At 62.1% G+C, this 18,092-nt stretch carries 14 protein-coding genes; 8 read left to right on the top strand and 6 right to left on the bottom strand.

Features of this window, described 5'->3' with window-relative positions:
* Nucleotides 1–50: 50 nt before the first annotated feature.
* Genes VQ071_RS04580 through VQ071_RS04590 form a run of 3 tightly spaced genes read left to right on the top strand, consistent with a single transcriptional unit; the run spans nt 51 to nt 2,705 of the window.
* Nucleotides 51–1,088, top strand: a complete 1,038-nt coding sequence (locus VQ071_RS04580; protein WP_340512681.1) for an ABC transporter ATP-binding protein — start codon at nt 51–53, stop codon at nt 1,086–1,088.
* The gene (locus VQ071_RS04585) at nt 1,085–1,915 is read left to right on the top strand and encodes an ABC transporter permease (RefSeq protein WP_340512682.1); all 831 of its coding nucleotides are present in this window, start codon (nt 1,085–1,087) and stop codon (nt 1,913–1,915) included. Before VQ071_RS04580 ends, VQ071_RS04585 begins: the two co-directional genes overlap by 4 nt.
* Entirely contained in the window at nt 1,899–2,705 is an 807-nt protein-coding gene (locus VQ071_RS04590) for an ABC transporter permease (RefSeq protein ID WP_340512683.1), read from the top strand. Before VQ071_RS04585 ends, VQ071_RS04590 begins: the two co-directional genes overlap by 17 nt.
* A 54-nt stretch (nt 2,706–2,759) precedes the next feature.
* Here VQ071_RS04590 and VQ071_RS04595 read toward each other — a convergent pair whose 3' ends face one another.
* From VQ071_RS04595 to VQ071_RS04620, 6 genes are all read right to left on the bottom strand, one after another.
* A complete protein-coding gene (locus tag VQ071_RS04595; protein ID WP_340512684.1) occupies nt 2,760–4,730 on the bottom strand; it encodes an ABC transporter permease in 1,971 nt (656 codons plus the stop codon).
* Nucleotides 4,705–5,481: an ABC transporter ATP-binding protein gene (locus VQ071_RS04600; protein ID WP_340512685.1), complete on the bottom strand. Its 777-nt coding sequence runs from the start codon at nt 5,479–5,481 to the stop codon at nt 4,705–4,707. Before VQ071_RS04600 ends, VQ071_RS04595 begins: the two co-directional genes overlap by 26 nt.
* Before the next feature lie 98 nt (nt 5,482–5,579).
* Nucleotides 5,580–6,707 (bottom strand): sensor histidine kinase, encoded by a 1,128-nt coding sequence (locus tag VQ071_RS04605; RefSeq protein ID WP_340512686.1) that lies wholly within the window; start codon nt 6,705–6,707, stop codon nt 5,580–5,582.
* Nucleotides 6,704–7,429 (bottom strand): response regulator transcription factor, encoded by a 726-nt coding sequence (locus VQ071_RS04610; RefSeq protein WP_340512687.1) that lies wholly within the window; start codon nt 7,427–7,429, stop codon nt 6,704–6,706. Before VQ071_RS04610 ends, VQ071_RS04605 begins: the two co-directional genes overlap by 4 nt.
* A 38-nt stretch (nt 7,430–7,467) precedes the next feature.
* Complete coding sequence (gene nagZ, locus VQ071_RS04615; RefSeq protein WP_340512688.1) at nt 7,468–8,826, bottom strand: beta-N-acetylhexosaminidase; 1,359 nt, start codon at nt 8,824–8,826, stop codon at nt 7,468–7,470.
* Between the two features lie 113 nt (nt 8,827–8,939).
* Nucleotides 8,940–10,622 carry a glutamine--tRNA ligase/YqeY domain fusion protein gene (locus tag VQ071_RS04620; protein WP_340512689.1) on the bottom strand — a complete coding sequence of 561 codons (1,683 nt, stop codon included), beginning with the start codon at nt 10,620–10,622 and terminating at the stop codon, nt 8,940–8,942.
* A gap of 243 nt (nt 10,623–10,865) precedes the next feature.
* Between VQ071_RS04620 and VQ071_RS04625 the strand changes: the two genes are divergently transcribed.
* From VQ071_RS04625 to VQ071_RS04645, 5 genes are read left to right on the top strand one after another with little or no spacing between them, the layout of a single operon-like run.
* Complete coding sequence (locus VQ071_RS04625; protein WP_340512690.1) at nt 10,866–11,558, top strand: ABC transporter ATP-binding protein; 693 nt, start codon at nt 10,866–10,868, stop codon at nt 11,556–11,558.
* Complete coding sequence (locus tag VQ071_RS04630; protein WP_340512691.1) at nt 11,518–12,624, top strand: efflux RND transporter periplasmic adaptor subunit; 1,107 nt, start codon at nt 11,518–11,520, stop codon at nt 12,622–12,624. Before VQ071_RS04625 ends, VQ071_RS04630 begins: the two co-directional genes overlap by 41 nt.
* 3 nt (nt 12,625–12,627) lie before the next feature.
* A complete protein-coding gene (locus tag VQ071_RS04635) occupies nt 12,628–15,501 on the top strand; it encodes an ABC transporter permease (RefSeq protein WP_340512692.1) in 2,874 nt (957 codons plus the stop codon).
* Nucleotides 15,502–15,504: 3 nt separating this feature from the next.
* The gene (locus tag VQ071_RS04640) at nt 15,505–16,392 is read left to right on the top strand and encodes an ABC transporter ATP-binding protein (protein ID WP_340512693.1); all 888 of its coding nucleotides are present in this window, start codon (nt 15,505–15,507) and stop codon (nt 16,390–16,392) included.
* Nucleotides 16,389–17,957, top strand: coding sequence for an ABC transporter substrate-binding protein (locus VQ071_RS04645; protein WP_340512694.1), 1,569 nt, complete (start codon nt 16,389–16,391; stop codon nt 17,955–17,957). The genes VQ071_RS04640 and VQ071_RS04645 overlap by 4 nt, the downstream gene beginning before the upstream one ends.
* The last annotated feature ends 135 nt before the right edge of the window (nt 17,958–18,092 follow it).

The raw sequence follows: 18,092 nt of genomic DNA on the forward strand, positions 1-18,092 counted from the left end.
TTTGCCGCGGGTCTTTTTCTTATTTTCGGAGAGGGAAAGGGTGTGGGGAAATGGCAGCCGTATTGGAGACCAGAGGGCTCTCGAAGGCGTTCAGGGTGAAGCGGAAGGAAGCGGGTCTTAAGGGCAGCGTCAGAGCGCTGTTCGCACCGGCCTGGACGGAGAAGACGGCGGTCGACCGCATCGATCTGTCGGTGGAGGCAGGGGAGACGGTGGCGCTGCTCGGTCCGAACGGCGCGGGCAAGTCGACGACGATCAAGATGCTGACGGGCATCCTGCATCCGACGACGGGGGCGGCTACAGTAGCGGGCTATACGCCCTGGAAAGATCGCGGCAGGCTGGCCTACCGGATCGGGACCGTGTTCGGGCAGAAGTCGCAGCTCTGGTACCATCTGCCACCGATCGACACGTTCGAGCTGATCAGCCGGGTTTACGAGCTGAACCGCCAAGATTACGCGCAGCGCCGGGATCGGCTGATCGAACGCTTCGAGCTCGGACCGTATCTGACGACCCCGGTGCGCAAGCTCTCGCTCGGAGAGCGGATGCGCTGCGAGATTGCCGCTTCTTTTCTCCACCGGCCGCAGATTCTGTTCCTCGACGAACCGACGATCGGGCTGGACGTCGTGGTTAAAGAGCGCATAAGGGACCTGATCCGCGAGCGCAACCGCGAGGAAGGGACAACGGTATTCCTGACGTCGCACGATGCGGGTGACATAGAGAAGCTATGCTCGCGGGTGGTCGTCATCCATCATGGAGGTATACTCGTCGACGAGCCGGTCGTGCGGCTCAAGCGGGAGCTGCTGAATCGCAAGACGGTCCAGGTGACGCTCGCGGAGGACGAGGACGCCGCAGCGGCTGCCGGCCGCTGCGCCGCTTCGATTCCGCTGCCCGACGGCGTCGAGATCTCCGCGCACGAAGGCCGCCGCTTCACGCTGACCGCCGACCTGAAGCGAACCGATATGCAGCAAGTGCTCGGCGCGATCATGCGAACATGGCGTATCGACGATCTGACGGTCGAAGACCCGTCGCTTGAAGAGATCATCAAGCATATTTACGGGATGGACCGGACGAAGGCGGGGGATGAACCGTGAGCCACGGCTTGAATCATGCGACCTCGGCGATCCGGGGGGCCACTCTGAAGCTGATCGCAGTCGCACGTATCGCCCTGCGTCAGCAATGGGCTTACAAGGCCGATTTTTTGTTTCGCACTTGTTTTCTCATCCTCATCCTGTACGTGCTCGGACAGCTGTATTCGGCCGCATACGACGGCGACCACGGGCGGGTCATCGGCGGCTTTACGCTGCGGCAGATCGTCTGGTATCTGGTATTCACCGAGGCGATCACGATGGCCGGCCCGCCTGTCGGCGTGCGGATCGAAGAGGAGGTCAAAAATGGAGAGATCGGCGTCCGCCTGACGCGCCCGCTCTCCTACGTCGGCTACCACTATGCCGCCTATATCGGAGAGGGCGGCATCCGCTTCGCCGTCCTGCTGCTGGCCGGGGCGCTGATCGCATGGCCCAGTGTCGGGGCGCCCCAATTCGGTGGCGGCCTGCCGGCCTACCTGGGGCTTGCCGTGCTCGGTCTGACGTTGTCCTACCTGATGACGGCGGCCGTCGGCTTGTGCGCCTTCTGGGTCGAAGAGACGCGGGGGCTGGAATTCGTGCTTCAGAAGCTGCAGTTTACGTTGGGCGGATTGCTCATCCCGATCGATCTGATGCCGGACTGGCTGCAGCGCGCGTGCGCATGGCTTCCCTTTCAGGCTGCGCTGTACCTGCCTGCCCGCATCGGCGTGAAGTTCGAAGCCGGTGCGCTGCTTCAAGCGGCTGCCGTGCAGGCGCTGTGGATCGCCGTGCTCGCGTCTGCCGTCGCCTGGATCTACCGGAGGGGAGTGAAGAAGCTGAATGTCAACGGAGGATAAGCGGTTCTCTGGCATCGTCTCGTTTGTCATCGCGACCTGGAAGGTCAACCTCGCGTCCGCGATGGAATATCGGCTGAGCTTTTTTCTTCTTGCGGGAATGATGTTCGTCAACAATATGATATGGCTGTTTTTCTGGTATTTGTTTTTTAGCCGGTTTCCGGTCGTGCGCGGGTGGGAGCTCAGCGACGTCATGCTGCTGTGGGCCGTATCGGCCGGCGGCTTCGGCTGGGCGAGCGTGCTGTTCGGCAACTTCCCCCGCATCGCTGCGATCGTGTCTTCCGGCCAATTGGACGTATACTTGTCGCAGCCGAAGCCGGTGCTGCTGAACGTGCTGTCGAGCCGCATGTCCGTGACGGGAGCGGGAGACTTCATCTTCGGATTGCTCGTGTTCCTGTGGGCCGGCGACCTGTCGCCGACAGGCTGCCTGCTGTTCGCGCTCGCGCTGCTGCTCAGCGGCGTGCTGTTCATCGGCGTCATGACGATCGCGGGTTCGCTCGCCTTCTGGCTCGGCAATGCGGAGGGAATCGCCAGCCAGGTGTTCGGCGGCTTCGTATCGCTCACGATCTACCCGACCGGCATATTCCGGGGCGCCGCCAAGATCGCGTTGTTCACGGTCGTGCCCGCGGGCTTCATCGGCTATATGCCGATCGGACTGCTGCGCGACTTCGATCCCTGGTTTGCCTTCGCCGCAGTCGGTGCGGCGGCGGGCTTCGGTGTCGGCGGCAGGCTTATGTTCCGTGCGGGACTCGCGCGGTATGCTTCGGGCAATGCGATCGGCATGCGCAATTGAGATGCAAATCGCCCCTGCGGACATTCCGGCCGCAGGGGCGATTCCTATGAGAAGCTATTCCGCAGCCGTCCGTCCTCCGCCCCGAATGCTGCGCAGGTAGGTCGTGCAGGTGATGGCGAAGTATAAGGCCTGCATGACGAGATAGATGGCGAACACGACGGCCGCATACTTCAGGATGGACGTGTTCAGCAGATTCCCGAGCGCCTGGATGGCGAACAGCGCATGGACGCTGCCGACGAGGCACGGCAGCAGGAAGACGAGGCCGACCTGCGTGACGACGATCCGCCGGATCTCGGCCGCGGTCATGCCGATGCGCGACAGCGCCTTGAATTGGGCCTGATCGTCCTGCAGCTCCGTGAACAGCTTGAAGTAGATCAGGCTGCCCATCGCGATGAAGAACAGTAGCGAGATGAACAAGCCGATGAACAGTGTGAGCCCGAGCGATTGCTGCCCGGAGACGAAGCTCGGCACCCGGTAGGTCTGCGCCTGGGATTCGAATTTGGGGGAGATCGCAGCGTCGATCTTGGCTACCGTCGGCTCGCTGTGCTCCCAATCCGCCCATTCGTAGCCGTAGCTGACGAGTTTGCTGGACGGCGCCGCCGAGGCGCGCAGCGCTTCGTACCGGGCGTCGTCGACGACAAGCATATAGGTCGCGTAGGAGACGGGACTGACGACTGCGCCTCCATAATAGCTCTTCAGCTTCATTTTGACCGTTTCTCCGCTCAGCGTGAACCGAATATCTCCCACCTTCAGCGGTGAGAAAGATTCCATTTCCTTGTAGGGCAGTACGAGTACGGCTTCGCCATCCGCCACGTCGGCCTGCTTGCGGCCGAACAGCCCGGCTTCGCGATTATAATCCCGTTCCGATACGATCATCGCCTGCATTCCGTCGTCTTTGTTGCCCGCTTTGCCGCCCGCCGCGTTGTCATCTGCGACGTCTTGGCCGAGCAACCCGGCCAGCTGCCGCTCGCGGGTGATGCGCAGTCCGTCGGCCTGTACGATTTGCTTGACCGTGGCGGGGTCGACGACCTCGTGGGCGTCCGCGCCCCGCTCGACGAAGCCGACGGCATACGGCGCGTGATCGACGATTTGCACCTTCTGAAGCTTTTGGAACACATAAACGGTGCCGGACGCGGACAGGACGACCGCGCTCATGACCGAGATGACGAACAGCAGGCGTGCATTGTCCTTCATCTTGTACACGAGCTGCGAGACGGTCAGCATATGCGTGCGGTTATAATAAAATCGCTTGCGGCGCATCAGCAGGCGCAGCACGGCCACGCTGCCCTGCGAATACAAAAAGTAGGTGCCGACGACCGTCAGCCCGATGACAGGAAGCGACAGAATGAGAAACGACTGTGAATTCATGGACAGGGCGAGCGCGTAGCCGCCGGCCAGCGTCAGAAATCCGGCGAGCGCGGCGGCGACGGACAGGCGCGGCTCCGGCTTCGGCTTGCGCGCCTCGCGCAGCAGCTCGACGATCTGCGAACGTCCGACCCGGATGAGCGTCAGCGACGTGATCGTCATAAACAAGGCGAAAAAGCCGGCGGCCGTCAGCCACAGCGCGACGGGAGGCACGGCGAACGGAATCGTCTCTCCCGAATCCAGCAGCACGCCGAGCGCCAGGAAAAATAGCTTGCTGAACAGCATGCCGAGCCCGATGCCGGCGACGATGGAGACGGCCGCGATGAACGCCCCTTCGTACAGCACCATTTTGCGGATCTGCCCCCGCGTCATGCCGAACAGCGTGAACAGCCCGAATTCCTTTTTGCGCGTCTTCATGAACGCCGAATTCGAATACAGGACAAAAAAGAACGAGAAGATCATAATGAGAAACTCGCAGGCGAGCATGCCCTGCTTGACCTGCGCGGCGCCTCGGATCTCGCCGTTCACGACATCCGGATGGAAGAGGAACGCCGCGTACAGATAGAAGATGAGAACGGAAAAAACGCTGCTCAAAATAAATGCGCTGTACGCGCGCCAGTTGCCGCGGACATTGCTAAGCGCGAGCGAACGGAACGTCATCGAAATTCCCTCCCAGCACGCTCAGCGAATCCAGTATTTGTTGGAAAAACGCCTGTCGGTTCACGCCCCGCCGTATCTCGGAAAACAGCTTGCCGTCCTTGATGAACAGGACGCGCTTGCAGTAGCTGGCCGAGAAAGGGTCGTGGGTGACGAGCAGCACGGTGGCCGACAATCGTTCGTTCAGATCGCGCAGCGCGTTCATGACATCCTTGGCCGACTTGGAATCGAGATTGCCCGTCAGCTCGTCCGCGAGCAGCAGCGACGGCTCGTGGATGATCGCTCTGGCGATCGCCGCGCGCTGCTTCTGGCCGCCGGACACCTCGTACGTCCGCTTGTTCAGGATGCTCGAGATGCCGAGCAGCTCGGCGATCGGCCGCAGCTTGTGCTCGATGACCGCAGGCTTCGCGCCCTCAAGCACGAGCGGCAGGATAATATTCTCCTTGATCGGCAGCGTGTCGAGCAGGTTGAAGTCCTGGAAGACGAAGCCCAGCTCGCGGCGGCGGAACAGCGCGATATCCCGCTCGCTGAGGCGCACGGGGTCCGTCCCGCCGATCTCGAGCGTGCCGGACGTCGGCTTGTCGATCGTCGCTAGCAGATTGAGCAGCGTCGTCTTGCCGCTGCCGGACGGTCCCATGATACCGACGAATTCGCCCTTGTCGACGGAGAGGTCGATCTGGTCGAGCGCGTGGTAGGCGATGCCGCCCTTGGCGCCGTAAATTTTGGATAAGCCTTGCGCTTTAAGCACTTGCATGTGGCTGAACCCTCCTGCCAGTTGTCGTTATGACTTGAGTATAGCTGCGCATGGAGGGCCGGCCCATCGATTTGTCTTTCAATTCCCGCGGCGCAACCTTACATTGTTGTCACGTTCGGATCGCGGTCGCCGGTCAGGCGATGAATGCCGGAGGGGCGAAAGGAGAGCGTCGCCGTCGTCCCGATGCCGGGCTCCGAAGCGAGGGTCAGCGCGATGCCGAGCCTCGCGCTCGCCTGCTTGGCGAGATAGAGGCCCATGCCTGTCGATTCCCCGCTCAGCTTGCCGTTGCCGCCCGTAAAAAACGGTTCGAACAGCCGCGGCAAGTCCTCCGGCGGGACGCCGATGCCTTCGTCGCGCACGGTCAGCAGCACGGCATCGTCCGGCTGCCGCTCGATCCGGATCGAGAGGCGCTGTGCGGCTTGCTCTTTTTTGCTGTATTTGATCGCATTGGAGACGAGCTGGCTCAGGATGAAGGCGACCCACTTGGCATCGGTCTCCACTTCGGCGTCGCCCTCGAGCGCGGGGAAGATGGAATGGCGGATCAAAGGCCGCTTGAACTCGCCCAGCACCGAGCGCGCGAGCGCGCCGAGTCGGATCGTGCGGAATGCGGCGTCCAGCTCGAACTTGTCGAGCCTCGACGTATGGAGCATCATATCGAGACCGTGCCGCAGCCTGTCGGTCTCCTCGAGCACGCTGCGCTCGGTATCGCGCCTGCCGGCGTCGTCGCCCGGGCCGGGGTGCCGCTGCATGAGCAGCTCGATAACGGACACGGGTGTCTTCATCTGGTGAACCCAGCGCGCCGTGAAGTGACGGTGGAACTCCTGTTGTCTGCGCAGCGCGTTCAGCTCGTTCTGATGGACGGCGTACAGCCGCGCCAGCAGGGCGGCGAACGCCCGCTGCTCCCGCGTCGCGGGCGAGCCGATCGCGAGCGGCGCCGCACCCGCGCCCTCGTCCGCCTGCCGCCAGGCTTCGTCCAGCTCCCGTGCGAACGTCCTGCGGCGCAGCCAGCCCAGACTTATCCATACGACGAGCACGAATGCCGTGAGCAGCGCGATATAAGCGCTGTCGGCCCATGAGAAGGGCAGGCCGTAGCTGCGCAGCATGAGCTGGACGAAGGCGAGCACCAGCAGCACCGCCAGCATGGCGGCCGCAAGGTGGGGGAGGCGATCGATCACATAATCCTTGAACGCGTACAGGGACTTGCGGCCGGGCCGTCTGCCGCTCATAACGCCGCCGGCCCGCGCCCCGCGCCGGCTTCGGGATTCAGGCGGTAGCCCTGTCCCCGCACGGTGTCGATGTGATCGCTCAGGCCGAGATCCTCGAGCTTCTTGCGCAGGCGGGTCACATTGACGGTCAGCGTATTGTCGTCCACGAACTGCACGTCGTCCCACAGCGCCTCCAGCAGCTCCTCGCGCGAGACGATACGCCCGGCTTGCCGGAGCAGCGCCTGCGCGAGCTGCCGTTCGTTTTTGGACAGCGACACGCGCTCGCCGCCCCAGGCCAGCTCGCTGCGGCCGATATGCAGCGAGAGCGCGCCGACGGACAGCGTATCGGATTCGGCGTGGGCCTGTCCGGACGCATACTCTCCGTACGCCCGCCGCAGCGCGCTCTTGATCTTGGCCATCAGCAGGTCGAGCGGGATCGGCTTGGCGACATAGTCGTCGCCGCCGTTCTCGATCGCCATCACCTGATCCATCTCGCCCGATCTGGCAGACAGGAAAATGATCGGGACGTTCGAGCGCTTGCGGATCTGGCGGCACCAGTAGTAGCCGTCGAAGTACGGCAGATTGATGTCGAGGAGCACCAGATGGGGCTGCACGGCGTCGAACTCGGCTGCGAGCTCGCGGAATTCGCGGGCGACTCGCGCCTCGAATCCGTACCTGGCGATATAATCCTGCAGCAGCGCGCCGATCTTGTCGTCGTCCTCGACGATCATGATGCGATACATCCGCCTGTGTCCCCCTTTCCGGCAGCAATTGGTTTCGTTTAGCGATTCGCCTGCTCGACTTGTTTTTTCCAGGCTGCGGTATCTGCGTTAAGCTGCTTTAAATCCGGCACGGGCAAGGATTTGTCCGTCAGCTTGTAGCGCTCCTTGAGCGTCAGGATACGCGTCACGCTCTCGTCGATCCGCGCCTGTGTCAGTCTGCCGCTCTTCGCGGCGGCCAGCAGCGCCTTGTAGACGCTCCGCTCGACATCGTAGCCGTGCGCCACGAGCAGGATATCGCTGCCCGCCTCTACGCTCCTCACCGCCGCATCGGCCAGCTCATAATGCTTCGCAATCGCCCCCATCGTCATGTCGTCGGTAATGACGACGCCATCGTAGCCGAGCTTGCCGCGAAGCTGGTCGCCGATGATGACCCTGGAAAAGGAAGCGGGCGCGTCGGGATCGATCTTCGGGAACAAAATATGGGCGACCATGACGGCGTCGGCCTGCTGCCCGATCGCGGCCTCGAACGGAAGCCACTCCAGCTTGGCCAGCTGATCCGCCGTCTTGTTGAGCACGGGCAGGTCGAGATGCGAATCGACCGACGTATCGCCGTGACCGGGGAAATGCTTGACGACGGATACGACGCCCTGCTCGCGCAGACCGCGCATGGCGGCCAGTCCCATGCGCTTCACGACATCGGCTGTAGCGCCGAACGAGCGCGTCCCGATGACGGGATTGTCCGGGTTGCTGTTGATGTCGAGGACGGGCGCGAAGTCCATGTTGAAGCCGGCCGAGCCGACCTGGCGCGCGAGCAGCTCGCCCATCCGCTGCGCAAGCTCTGTCTCGCCTGTTTGGCCGACGACCGCCGCTTCCGGGATTTTCACGTAGCTCGCCGGCAGCCGGCTCACCTTGCCGCCCTCCTGATCGACGCTGACGAAAATCGGCGCATTGCCGGCTTTGGCGTTCGCGGCCTTGATCGCGTTGACGAGCTTCACGGTCTTCGGGAGATCGGCGATGTTGTCCTTGTACAGGATGATCCCGCCGATGCGGTCCTCGCGGATCATGCGCAGCGTGGCCGCGTCCGGGAGGGAGTTGCCCACGAAGCCGGCCAGAATCATCTGGCCGATCTTCTCCTCGAGGCTCATCCGCTCAAGACGCGCCCGGACCGGGTCCGACGCGCCGTCCGATGCGGCGGGGGACGAAGTCGGCGTCGCGGACGGAGAGACGCTCGGCGATGCCGGTGCCGTGGGCGCGGCGGAACTGCTGGCCGTGGGCGAGGCGGCCGTCGGCTGCGGCGAAGCGCTCTCCGGCGCGGCGCTGCCGCCGCAGCCGGACAGCAGCGCGACCGATACGGCGAGCGCGGCGTGGCACAGCAGCGTGAAAGGGGACGAGGGACGGACGGCATTCGGCTTGTTCATGGCGAACCTCCTCGGATAGTGGGCACGGAGTGAAAAAGCCCCCGCCGCCCGGTGGCGGCGAAGGGGCCGGATCGAAATATTGGGGCGAGACGGAGCGGCACAGCGACGTAAAATCAAGCCTTGGCGGCGTCGAACGAGCTCTTGAGCGACACGATCCGGTTGAATACCGGACGTCCTGCCGCGCTGTCCTGCGGATCGACATTGAAGTAGCCGTGGCGGAAAAACTGGAACTTCTCCTGCGCCGCAGCTTCCTTCATGCCGGGCTCGACGAAGCCGGACAGCGTCTCGAGCGAATGCGGGTTGATGCGCTCGAGGAACGACTTGTCCTCGCTCTCGTCCTCGGCCGATTCGTCCAGGATAAGCGGCTCGTACAGGCGGAATTCGGCGGGCACGGCTTGGGACGCTTCGATCCAATGGATCGTTCCTTTGACCTTGCGGCCGGTGAAGCCGGATCCGCTCTTCGTCTCGGGATCGTACGTGCAGCGCAGCTCGACGACTTCTCCCGCCTCGTTTTTGACGACTTCCTCGCATTTGATGAAGTAGGCATGCTTGAGGCGTACCTCGTTGCCCGGGAACAGGCGGAAGTACTTGGCCGGCGGCTGCTCCATGAAGTCGTCCTGCTCGATGTAGAGCTCGCGCGAGAACGGGATGCTGCGGCTGCCCATGTCCTCATTTTCCGAATTGTTTTCCGCATCGAGCCATTCGGTCTCGCCTTCCGGATAGTTCGTGATGACGACCTTGAGCGGGCGCAGCACCGCCATCGTGCGCAGCGCCTTGAGCTTGAGATCCTCGCGGATGAAGTGCTCGAGCATGCGCTCGTCGACGACGCCGTAGCTCTTGGCGACGCCGATCTCGCGGCAGAACGCGCGGATCGCCTCGGGCGTGTAGCCCTTGCGGCGCAGGCCCGAGATCGTCGGCATGCGCGGGTCGTCCCAGCCGTCTACGGCCTTCTCGTCGACAAGCTGCTTGAGCTTGCGCTTGCTCATGACGGTGTTGGTCAGGTTGAGCCGGTTGAACTCGTACTGACGCGGCACGCTGGGCATCTCGCACTGCGCGACGACCCAGTCGTAGAACGGACGCTGATCCTCGAACTCCAGCGTGCAGATGGAGTGGGTGACGCCTTCGATCGCGTCCTCGAGCGGATGCGCGAACGCGTACATCGGGTAGATGCACCAGGCGTCCCCGGTGTTGTGATGATGGGCGTGCACGATCCGGTAGATGACCGGGTCGCGCATGTTGACGTTCGGCGAAGCCATGTCGATTTTGGCGCGCAGCACCTTTTGGCCGTTTGCGAATTCGCCGCTTTTCATGCGCTCGAACAGCGCGAGGTTCTCCTCCGGCGTCCGGTCGCGGTACGGACTCGGGCGACCCGGCTCCGTCAGCGTGCCGCGCGACTCGCGGATCTCGTCCGCGGATTGATCGTCGACGTAGGCGAGCCCTTTGCGGATGAGCAGCAGCGCCCGCTCGTACATCTGACCGAAGTAGTCGGAGGCGAAGAACAGGCCGTCCCAGTCGAAGCCGAGCCACTTGACGTCCTGCTTGATCGATTCGACATATTCGATGTCTTCCTTGACAGGGTTCGTATCGTCGAACCGCAAGTTCGTCCGGCCCTTGAATTCGTCTGCGAGCTCGAAGTTCAGACAGATCGACTTGGCGTGTCCGATGTGCAGGTAGCCGTTCGGCTCCGGCGGGAACCGGGTCACGACTTCCTTGACCCGGCCGGCGGCCAGGTCGTCTGCGACGATGTTTTTAATGAAGTTGGATGATGAAGACTTGCTTTCGCTGGTTTTCTCCACGCGCTCCCCGACCTTTCTCTCTGCTGACAGTTTATTTCTTCATGATACACAATTTTCCCCTTCCTTATAAAGTATCTAGCCAAAAAATAGAGCGCGGCTGTAAGTTTTAAGGAATTTGTCGAAAAAAGGGTTCTAAAGTCTTCTCATCTTTCTCATAAATTTCTTCTAAAGACGTAACTTTTTCCCGAAACCTATCGTTATAATGATGAAATGTAATAATGGAAGACCGAGGGAGGAAAGGCAATGGATGTTCCCGAGCGGCAGCCGCTGCTCAGCGTCAGGAATGTGGAGCGGTCCTTCGATGTCGGCGGACAGAAGCTTCGCGTGCTCAAGGGGATCAACCTGACGCTCGTGCCGAACCAGCTCATCATGCTGAAGGGCCGTTCCGGCTCCGGGAAGACGACGCTGATGAATTTGATGGGGGGCCTCGACAGGCCGACAGAAGGAGAGATTTATTTTCAAGGCAAGCCGTTTCACGAATGGAGCGACGACAAGCGGACCGAGATCCGCCGCAAGGATATCGGGTTCATTTTCCAGGCCTATGCCCTGATGCCTTTATTGTCCGCCTATGAAAATGTGGAATTGTCCCTCCGGATGGCAGGTACGCCGAGGGGCGAGTGGAAATCCCGGGTCACCTCATGCCTGGATCTGGTGGGGCTCGCGAAGCGGATGCATCATCGCCCGTTCGAGATGTCGGGGGGAGAGCAGCAGCGCGTGGCGATCGCCAAGGCGATCGCGCACCGGCCAAGCCTCCTGCTCGCCGACGAGCCGACCGCGGAGCTCGACTCGCAGATGGCGGCGCAGGTCATGGCGGTATTCCGGGAGATCGTCCGTTCGGAGAACGTGACGATCTGCATGACGACGCACGATACTACGATTATGGAGGTAGCGGACCATGTTTATGAAATGGCGGACGGCGTATTCGTCGCAGGCTGACAACAAAAGCGGCAGGCGCCGGGCGGCAGGCCTGCTCGCCGCCGTAGCGCTGTCCGTAGCGCTGGCCGGCTGCTCGCTGCTGCCGGATGAGCCGGAGGAGGAGGATCTGTCGCAGATCCAGCTGCCGGAAATCTCGAAAAAACCGGAATATGAGGTAACGACGAAAACGCTGGAGACGACGGTGTCGGCCTCGGGCAAGCTGCTGTCGACGGAGGAGAAGACGCTGTATTACTCCGCCAAAGCGATGGAGGGCTTGCGTCTGAAAAAGCTTTACATACAGCCCGGCGACGTCGTCAAGGCCGGGCAGACAGTCGCGGAGCTGGACGTGGAGGATATGAAAAAGCAGCTGCGCGACCAGCGGCTGCAGTTCCGCCAGCAGGAGCTTCAGATGAAGCAGACGCTGCGCGACAAGGACGACATGGACCCGATCGAATTCGAGCAGAAGCAGATCGCGTTCGAGGAGTCCAGGCAGAAGATCAGCGATCTGGAGACCGATATCGCGAGCGCCGTGCTGACGGCGCCGTTCTCCGGGACGGTCGTCTCGCTGAACGTGCAGGAAGGCGCTGCGATCAAGGTATACGATCCGCTCTGCGTGATCGCGAATCCGAGCAGTCTGATCGTGGCCGCGGAGATGTCCGCCGATGATCTGCAGCAGATCGCGGTCGGCATGGAAGCCGATATCGACATCAACAGCGTCGGCAAGGTCAAGGGCAAGATCAAGTCGCTGCCCGTGCCGAAGGACAACAACAACAACGGCGGCGGAGGCGGCGGACAAGGGCCGAAGGTGACCAATCTGAGCGACTACTTGCTCGTCTCCGTCGCGAAGCTGCCCGAGGGGGCGACACGGGGGACGCCGCTCAGCCTGTCCGTCGTCGTCGACCGCAAGGTGGACGCCGTCGTCATCCCGCGTTCGACGCTTCGCACGGCCGGCGCGCGCACATACGTGCAGGTGGCGGAGGCCGACGGCACGAAGCGCGAGGTCGACATCGAAGTGGGCCAGCAGACGGCGACCGATATTGAAGTGCTGTCGGGACTGAAGCCGGGACAGAAAGTCGTAGGAAGCTAATCTATGGCGCTCATCCGTTTCTTATTCCGCAAGATGTGGAACACCCGCTGGCTCACGCTGAGCACGCTGGCGGGTCTGCTCGTGGCCGTGGCGTTCACGACCAGCATCCCGATGTACGCGGACGGCGCGCTGAAGCGGGTCGTCGCCAATTCGCTCAAGGAGAACAGCGAGGGGCTGCCCGCCGGCTCGCTGCTCATCCGCTATCAGTCGAGCGACGGCAAGACCGACCCCGGCAGCTTCGCCGCGGTCGACAAGTATATTACCGAGGATGTGCCGGACCGCGTCGGCTTCCCGAAGCAGGCCGATCAGCGCAGCCTGACGATCCGCACCGCCGAGGTGCAGCCCGAGGATCCGGGCAAGGTGGATGCGAGCCGTACGCGCAAGATGACGATCTCGTCGTTCAGCGGCCTGAAGGAACAGGTTCAGATGGCCGGCGGCCAGTGGTTCGCGGACCGCGCGGACGGAGACGGCACGCTGCAGGCGGTCATGATGGACGAAGCGATGCTGCGCTTGGATCTCCATGTCGGCGACGTGCTGCTGTACCCGGTGTACGGCGGGTTGAACCTGACGCTGCGCGTCGAGATCGTCGGCAGCTTCAAGCCGAAGGCCGATTCGGCGGCGTACTGGTATCAGGGCCTCGATACGCTGCTCGGCACGCTGTTCATCGCGGAGCCGGCGATGCGCGAGGATCTGATGACGGGGCTCAAGATCCCGCTGCAGACGGCGAACTGGTATGCGGCGTACGACCTCCGGAACATCAAGACGAGCGAGCTGACGCCGCTCGCGCATACGCTGTCGCGGACGGACATCGAGGCCAATCAGCTGCTCAAGGATACGCAGGTGGCGATCTCCTTCGCCGACATGCTGAGCGAATTCCGCAAGCAGAGCGTGCAGCTGCAGACGATGCTGTTCACGCTGGCGGCGCCGATGATCGCGATGGTATTCTACTTCATCACGATGAACGCCCAGCAGTCGCTCGAAAAGCAGCGCTCCGACATCGCCGTGCTTCGCAGCCGGGGGGCGGGAACGAGGCAGATCTTCATGCTGTTCCTGCTCGAGGGTGTGCTGCTCGGCATCGTGGCGCTGGCCGTCGGTCCGCTCATCGGCTGGTACATGGCCAAGAGCATCGGTTCGGCGAGCGGCTTCCTGGAATTCGTCAACCGCAAGTCGATTCCGGTCGGGTTCTCGTCCGACAGCGTGCTGGCCGGCGCGGCGGCGGTGCTTGTCGCCATCGGCGCCGCCGTCATTCCGGCGATGGTGTTCACCCGCACGTCGATCGTCGACTACAAGCGCAAGCTCGCCAGAGGCGATCGCAGGCCGTTCTGGCAGCGCTGGTTCCTCGACGTCGTGCTCGTAGGGGTGGCCGCCTACGGCTGGTACCTGTTCAACGAACGGCAGATGATCTCGTTCAAGACGGGCATGACGACCGACCAGCTCAACGTGCAGCCGTTTCTGTTCTTCGTGCCGGCGATCAGCATCTTCGCGGCGGGGCTTGTGTTCCTGCGGCTGTTCCCGCTGCTGCTGAAGCTGCTGGGCTGGCTCGGCCGCTCGTTCCTGCCGGTGCCGCTCTATCTGACGCTCACGCAGCTGTCGCGGTCGGCGAAGTCGTATTATCCGCTCATGATCCTGCTCATTCTGACGCTCGGTCTCGGCGTGTACAACGCCTCCGCCGCGCGTACGATCGGGCTCAACTCGGAGGAGCGCATCCTCTATCAGCATGGGGCTGATGTCGTCATCTCGGCAGCCTGGGAAGGCAATGCCGAAGTGTCGCGGCCGTCCGGCGGCGGCTCAGGCGGGGGTTCGGGTGGCGGTTCCGGCGGCGGCTCCGGCGGCGGATCGGGAGGCGGGCAGGGCCAGAATCGTCCGATCCCGTCCAAGATCAACTACAACGAGCCGCCGTTCCAGACGTTCCGCGAGCTGCCCGGCGTCGTGCATGCGGCCCGCGTGCTGCAGGCCAAGGCGAGCCTCACGGTCGCCGACAGGACGGCCGGGCAGGCGACGATCGTCGGCATCGACAACGTCGACTTCGCCCGTGTCGCCTGGTTCCGCAAGGACCTGTATCCGGCCGGCTTCTACAAATATCTGGCCGTCATGGGCCGCTCGCCGGGCTATGCGCTCGTCTCCTCCAACCTGGCCAAGAAGTACAACCTGAAGCCGGGCGACGAGATCCAGGCGATCCTGCAGGACCAGAAGATCAAGTTCATCATCGCGGCGGCGCTGCCTTACTGGCCGGCGCAATATCCGGACCAGTCGCCGTTCCTGGTGGCGAATCTCGATTATTTGTTCGACGAGATGCCGCTCATGCCGTACGACGTCTGGCTCAAGATGGAGCCCGACGCCAAGACGGCGCCGCTCATTCCGGCGCTGCAGAAAAAGGGCGTCGAGATCGCCTCGATCTCCGACGCGCGCAGCGACCTGATCGCGCAGGGCAAGCACCCGGCGCGCGGCGGCGTGTTCGGCATCCTGAGCCTCGGCTTTATCGTCACGATTATCGTGACGCTGTCCGGCTACATCCTGTATTGGTTTTTCAATCTTTCCGGACGGATCGTGCAGATCGGCATATTGCGCGCGATGGGGCTGTCGCGCAGACAGCTGACCGGCATGCTGCTGCTCGAGCAGGTGTTCACCGCCGGCCTGTCCATCGGACTCGGCATCGGCATCGGCAAGCTCGCGAGCCTGCTGTTCCTGCCGTTTCTGCAGACGACGGACAACACCGCCGGCCAGGTTCCGCCGTTCCGCGTCATTTTCGAGCAGACCGACACGTACCGCCTGTATGCCGTCGTAGCCGTCATGATGACGATCGGCATTCTGATGCTGGTCACCCACATCCGCCGCTTGCGCGTCCATCAGGCCGTCAAGCTGGGAGAGGAGCGTTAATCCATGATCGATTGCGAAGGACTCGTCAAGATCTACAAGACAGACGATCTGGAGGTCGTAGCGCTGCAGGGTCTTAATCTGTCCGTCAAGGACGGAGAGATGATGGCGATCATCGGCAACAGCGGCAGCGGCAAGTCGACGCTGCTCAACATTCTCGGCGGACTGGACCGGCCGTCCGCCGGTCAGGTGCGCGTCGGGCCCTGGGACCTGCTGAAGGTCACCGACCAGGATCTGGTGAAGTACAAGCGCGAGACGGTCGGCTTCATCTGGCAGAACAACGCGCGCAATCTGCTGCCGTATCTGTCGGCGCTCGAGAACGTGGAGATGCCGATGATGTTCAACGGCAAAGTCGACCGCGCGTACGCCAAGCAGCTGCTCGAGTGGGTCGGGCTGAAGGAGCGGATGCACAACAAGCTGACGCAGCTGTCGGGCGGCGAGCAGCAGCGGGTCGCGATCGCGATCTCGCTGTCGAACCGTCCGAAGATGCTGCTCGCGGACGAACCGACGGGCTCCGTCGATTCGCGCACATCCGATATCATCATGGACATCTTCCGCAAGTTCAACCGCGAGCTGGGCCTCACGATCGTCATCGTCACGCACGATCTGTCGCTCGCCGGCAAGGTCGATCGCGTCGTCGCAATCCGCGACGGCCTGACCAGCACCGAGTTCATCAAGCGCAATCCGAGCCTGGACGGCGCGCCGCCGCTCAGCGGGGTGGGCGTCGACGACGAGGTGCACGAGGCGTTCGTCGTCGTCGACCGGGTCGGACGGCTGCAGGTGCCCAAGGAATATCTCAAGCAGCTCGACATCGGCGACAAGGCGACCATGGAGTTCGACGGAGACAAGATCGTCATCCGAGGGCCCAAATCAAACGAGGGGGAATCCGCATGAACCACGACAAAAAGAAAACCGTCACCCGCATCGTAGCGAGCGGCTTGACGCTCAGTCTGCTCGTGCCGCTGCTCGCGGCCTGCAACGACAAAAACGATAACGATTCGAACAACCGCCGTACGCTCCGCATCGGCATGATGTACGGCAGCTCGCAGGACGAATCGTATTATCGCCAGCAGTACACCGATCTTTTCGAATATACGCATAAAAATATCGATATCGAGCTCGTGCCGGCCATCGACTGGACCGAGCAGCAGTTCGAGGAGCCCGACAAGCAGCAAAATGTCGACCAGCTCGCCAAGGTCAAGGAAATTTTGACCGGCGCCAATCCGGTCGATATCATGATCCTCGACAATACGGCGATTCTGAGCCAGCTGATCCAGGACAACATGCTGAAGTCGCTCGATCCGCTCATCAAGGAAGACAAGGTCGATCTGAGCGACTATGTCCCGGCTGTCATCGACGGCATCAAGACGGTCGGCGACAATCAGCTGTTCGCCCTCACGCCGACGTTCGTGCCGTCCGCGCTCTACTACAACAAGACGCTGTTCCAGAAAAACAACATCGACCTGCCGCGGGACGGCATGAGCTGGGACGATGTCATCACGCTCGCCAAACGCTTCGGCGACGGCAAGGGCGGCAAGGATGCGACCTTCGGCCTGACGTTCAATCAGTGGGGCGGCAGCGACGGCTGGTCTGACCTGCAGACGTATGTGGCGCCGCTGCAGCTTCGCGTCTACGACAAGACCGGCGAGAAGATGATGGTCAATACGCCGCAGTGGGAAAAGGCTTGGACGACGATCGCCGATCTGTACAAAAAACATGTCGTCCCGACACAGGACGATATGCAGAAGTTTTACGAGGAGCAGAACAAGAAGCAGCAGGCGAGCGACGACGGCAAAGGCAACGGCAACCAGATCTACAATCCGTACCAGAACCAAATGTTCTTCCTCGGCAAAACCGCGATGATGCTCGGCCAGTACTATATGCTGAACGATCTGGAGACTTACAACAAAAACTATGAAAAGCTGAAAATGAGCAAGTTGGACTGGGACGTCGTTACGGTGCCGCAGTTCATAAACGAAGCGCCGGGCGTCGGCACGAACATCACGCTCAGCCAGTTGACCGCGATCAACGCCAAAGCCGCCAATCCGGACGACGCCTGGGAGTTCGTGAAGTTCATGAACGGCGAGGAGTGGGCGAAGCTGAAGTCCCGCAGCAGCTACGAGATGACGGCGCGCAAGTCGTTCATCAAGCCGCGCGAAGGGATGAACTACAACATCAACGCCTTCACGCAGCTGCAGCCGGCGCCGCAGCAGTCGCTCGAGGACATGAAGCTGCAGCAGGAGCGCCCGAACCTGAACTATATCCAGCAGCTCGGCAGCACGGAATTCCAGCAGGTGCTCAGCGGCAAGCTGTCGGTCAAGGAAGCGCTCAAGGAATTCGAGGAGAAGGGCAACGACATGCTGCAAAAAATCAAGCTGAACCCGAAGGGCCAGTTCGATCCGGGCATCGGCGGCGACGTGTACGGAGGCGGCGGCGGTATCGCCAGGCCGATGTTCTAATTGCAGCAAGCACTGATCTCTATCATAGATCTCTATCTCTAACCACGATGACCGACTTCGCGCGAACAGATATTATGGCTGCTCGCGCCTTTTTTTAACGTCATGCGGAAAATTATGCCGATTGAGGAAAACGGA

Source organism: Cohnella sp. 56 (assembly GCF_037963805.1).
In the GTDB taxonomy this organism is placed as follows: domain Bacteria; phylum Bacillota; class Bacilli; order Paenibacillales; family Paenibacillaceae; genus Cohnella.

Excerpts from the sequence above, each read along its gene's own strand:
- VQ071_RS04640 (WP_340512693.1), top strand. The coding sequence starts at position 15,505 with ATGATCGATTGCGAAGGACTCGTCAAGATCTACAAGACAGACGATCTG.
- VQ071_RS04590 (WP_340512683.1), top strand. The coding sequence starts at position 1,899 with ATGTCAACGGAGGATAAGCGGTTCTCTGGCATCGTCTCGTTTGTCATC.
- VQ071_RS04600 (WP_340512685.1), bottom strand. The coding sequence starts at position 5,481 with ATGCAAGTGCTTAAAGCGCAAGGCTTATCCAAAATTTACGGCGCCAAG.
- VQ071_RS04605 (WP_340512686.1), bottom strand. The coding sequence starts at position 6,707 with ATGAGCGGCAGACGGCCCGGCCGCAAGTCCCTGTACGCGTTCAAGGAT.
- VQ071_RS04635 (WP_340512692.1), top strand. The coding sequence starts at position 12,628 with ATGGCGCTCATCCGTTTCTTATTCCGCAAGATGTGGAACACCCGCTGG.
- VQ071_RS04630 (WP_340512691.1), top strand. The coding sequence starts at position 11,518 with ATGTTTATGAAATGGCGGACGGCGTATTCGTCGCAGGCTGACAACAAA.
- nagZ (WP_340512688.1), bottom strand. The coding sequence starts at position 8,826 with ATGAACAAGCCGAATGCCGTCCGTCCCTCGTCCCCTTTCACGCTGCTG.
- VQ071_RS04610 (WP_340512687.1), bottom strand. The coding sequence starts at position 7,429 with ATGTATCGCATCATGATCGTCGAGGACGACGACAAGATCGGCGCGCTG.
- VQ071_RS04580 (WP_340512681.1), top strand. The coding sequence starts at position 51 with ATGGCAGCCGTATTGGAGACCAGAGGGCTCTCGAAGGCGTTCAGGGTG.
- VQ071_RS04595 (WP_340512684.1), bottom strand. The coding sequence starts at position 4,730 with ATGACGTTCCGTTCGCTCGCGCTTAGCAATGTCCGCGGCAACTGGCGC.
- VQ071_RS04625 (WP_340512690.1), top strand. The coding sequence starts at position 10,866 with ATGGATGTTCCCGAGCGGCAGCCGCTGCTCAGCGTCAGGAATGTGGAG.
- VQ071_RS04645 (WP_340512694.1), top strand. The coding sequence starts at position 16,389 with ATGAACCACGACAAAAAGAAAACCGTCACCCGCATCGTAGCGAGCGGC.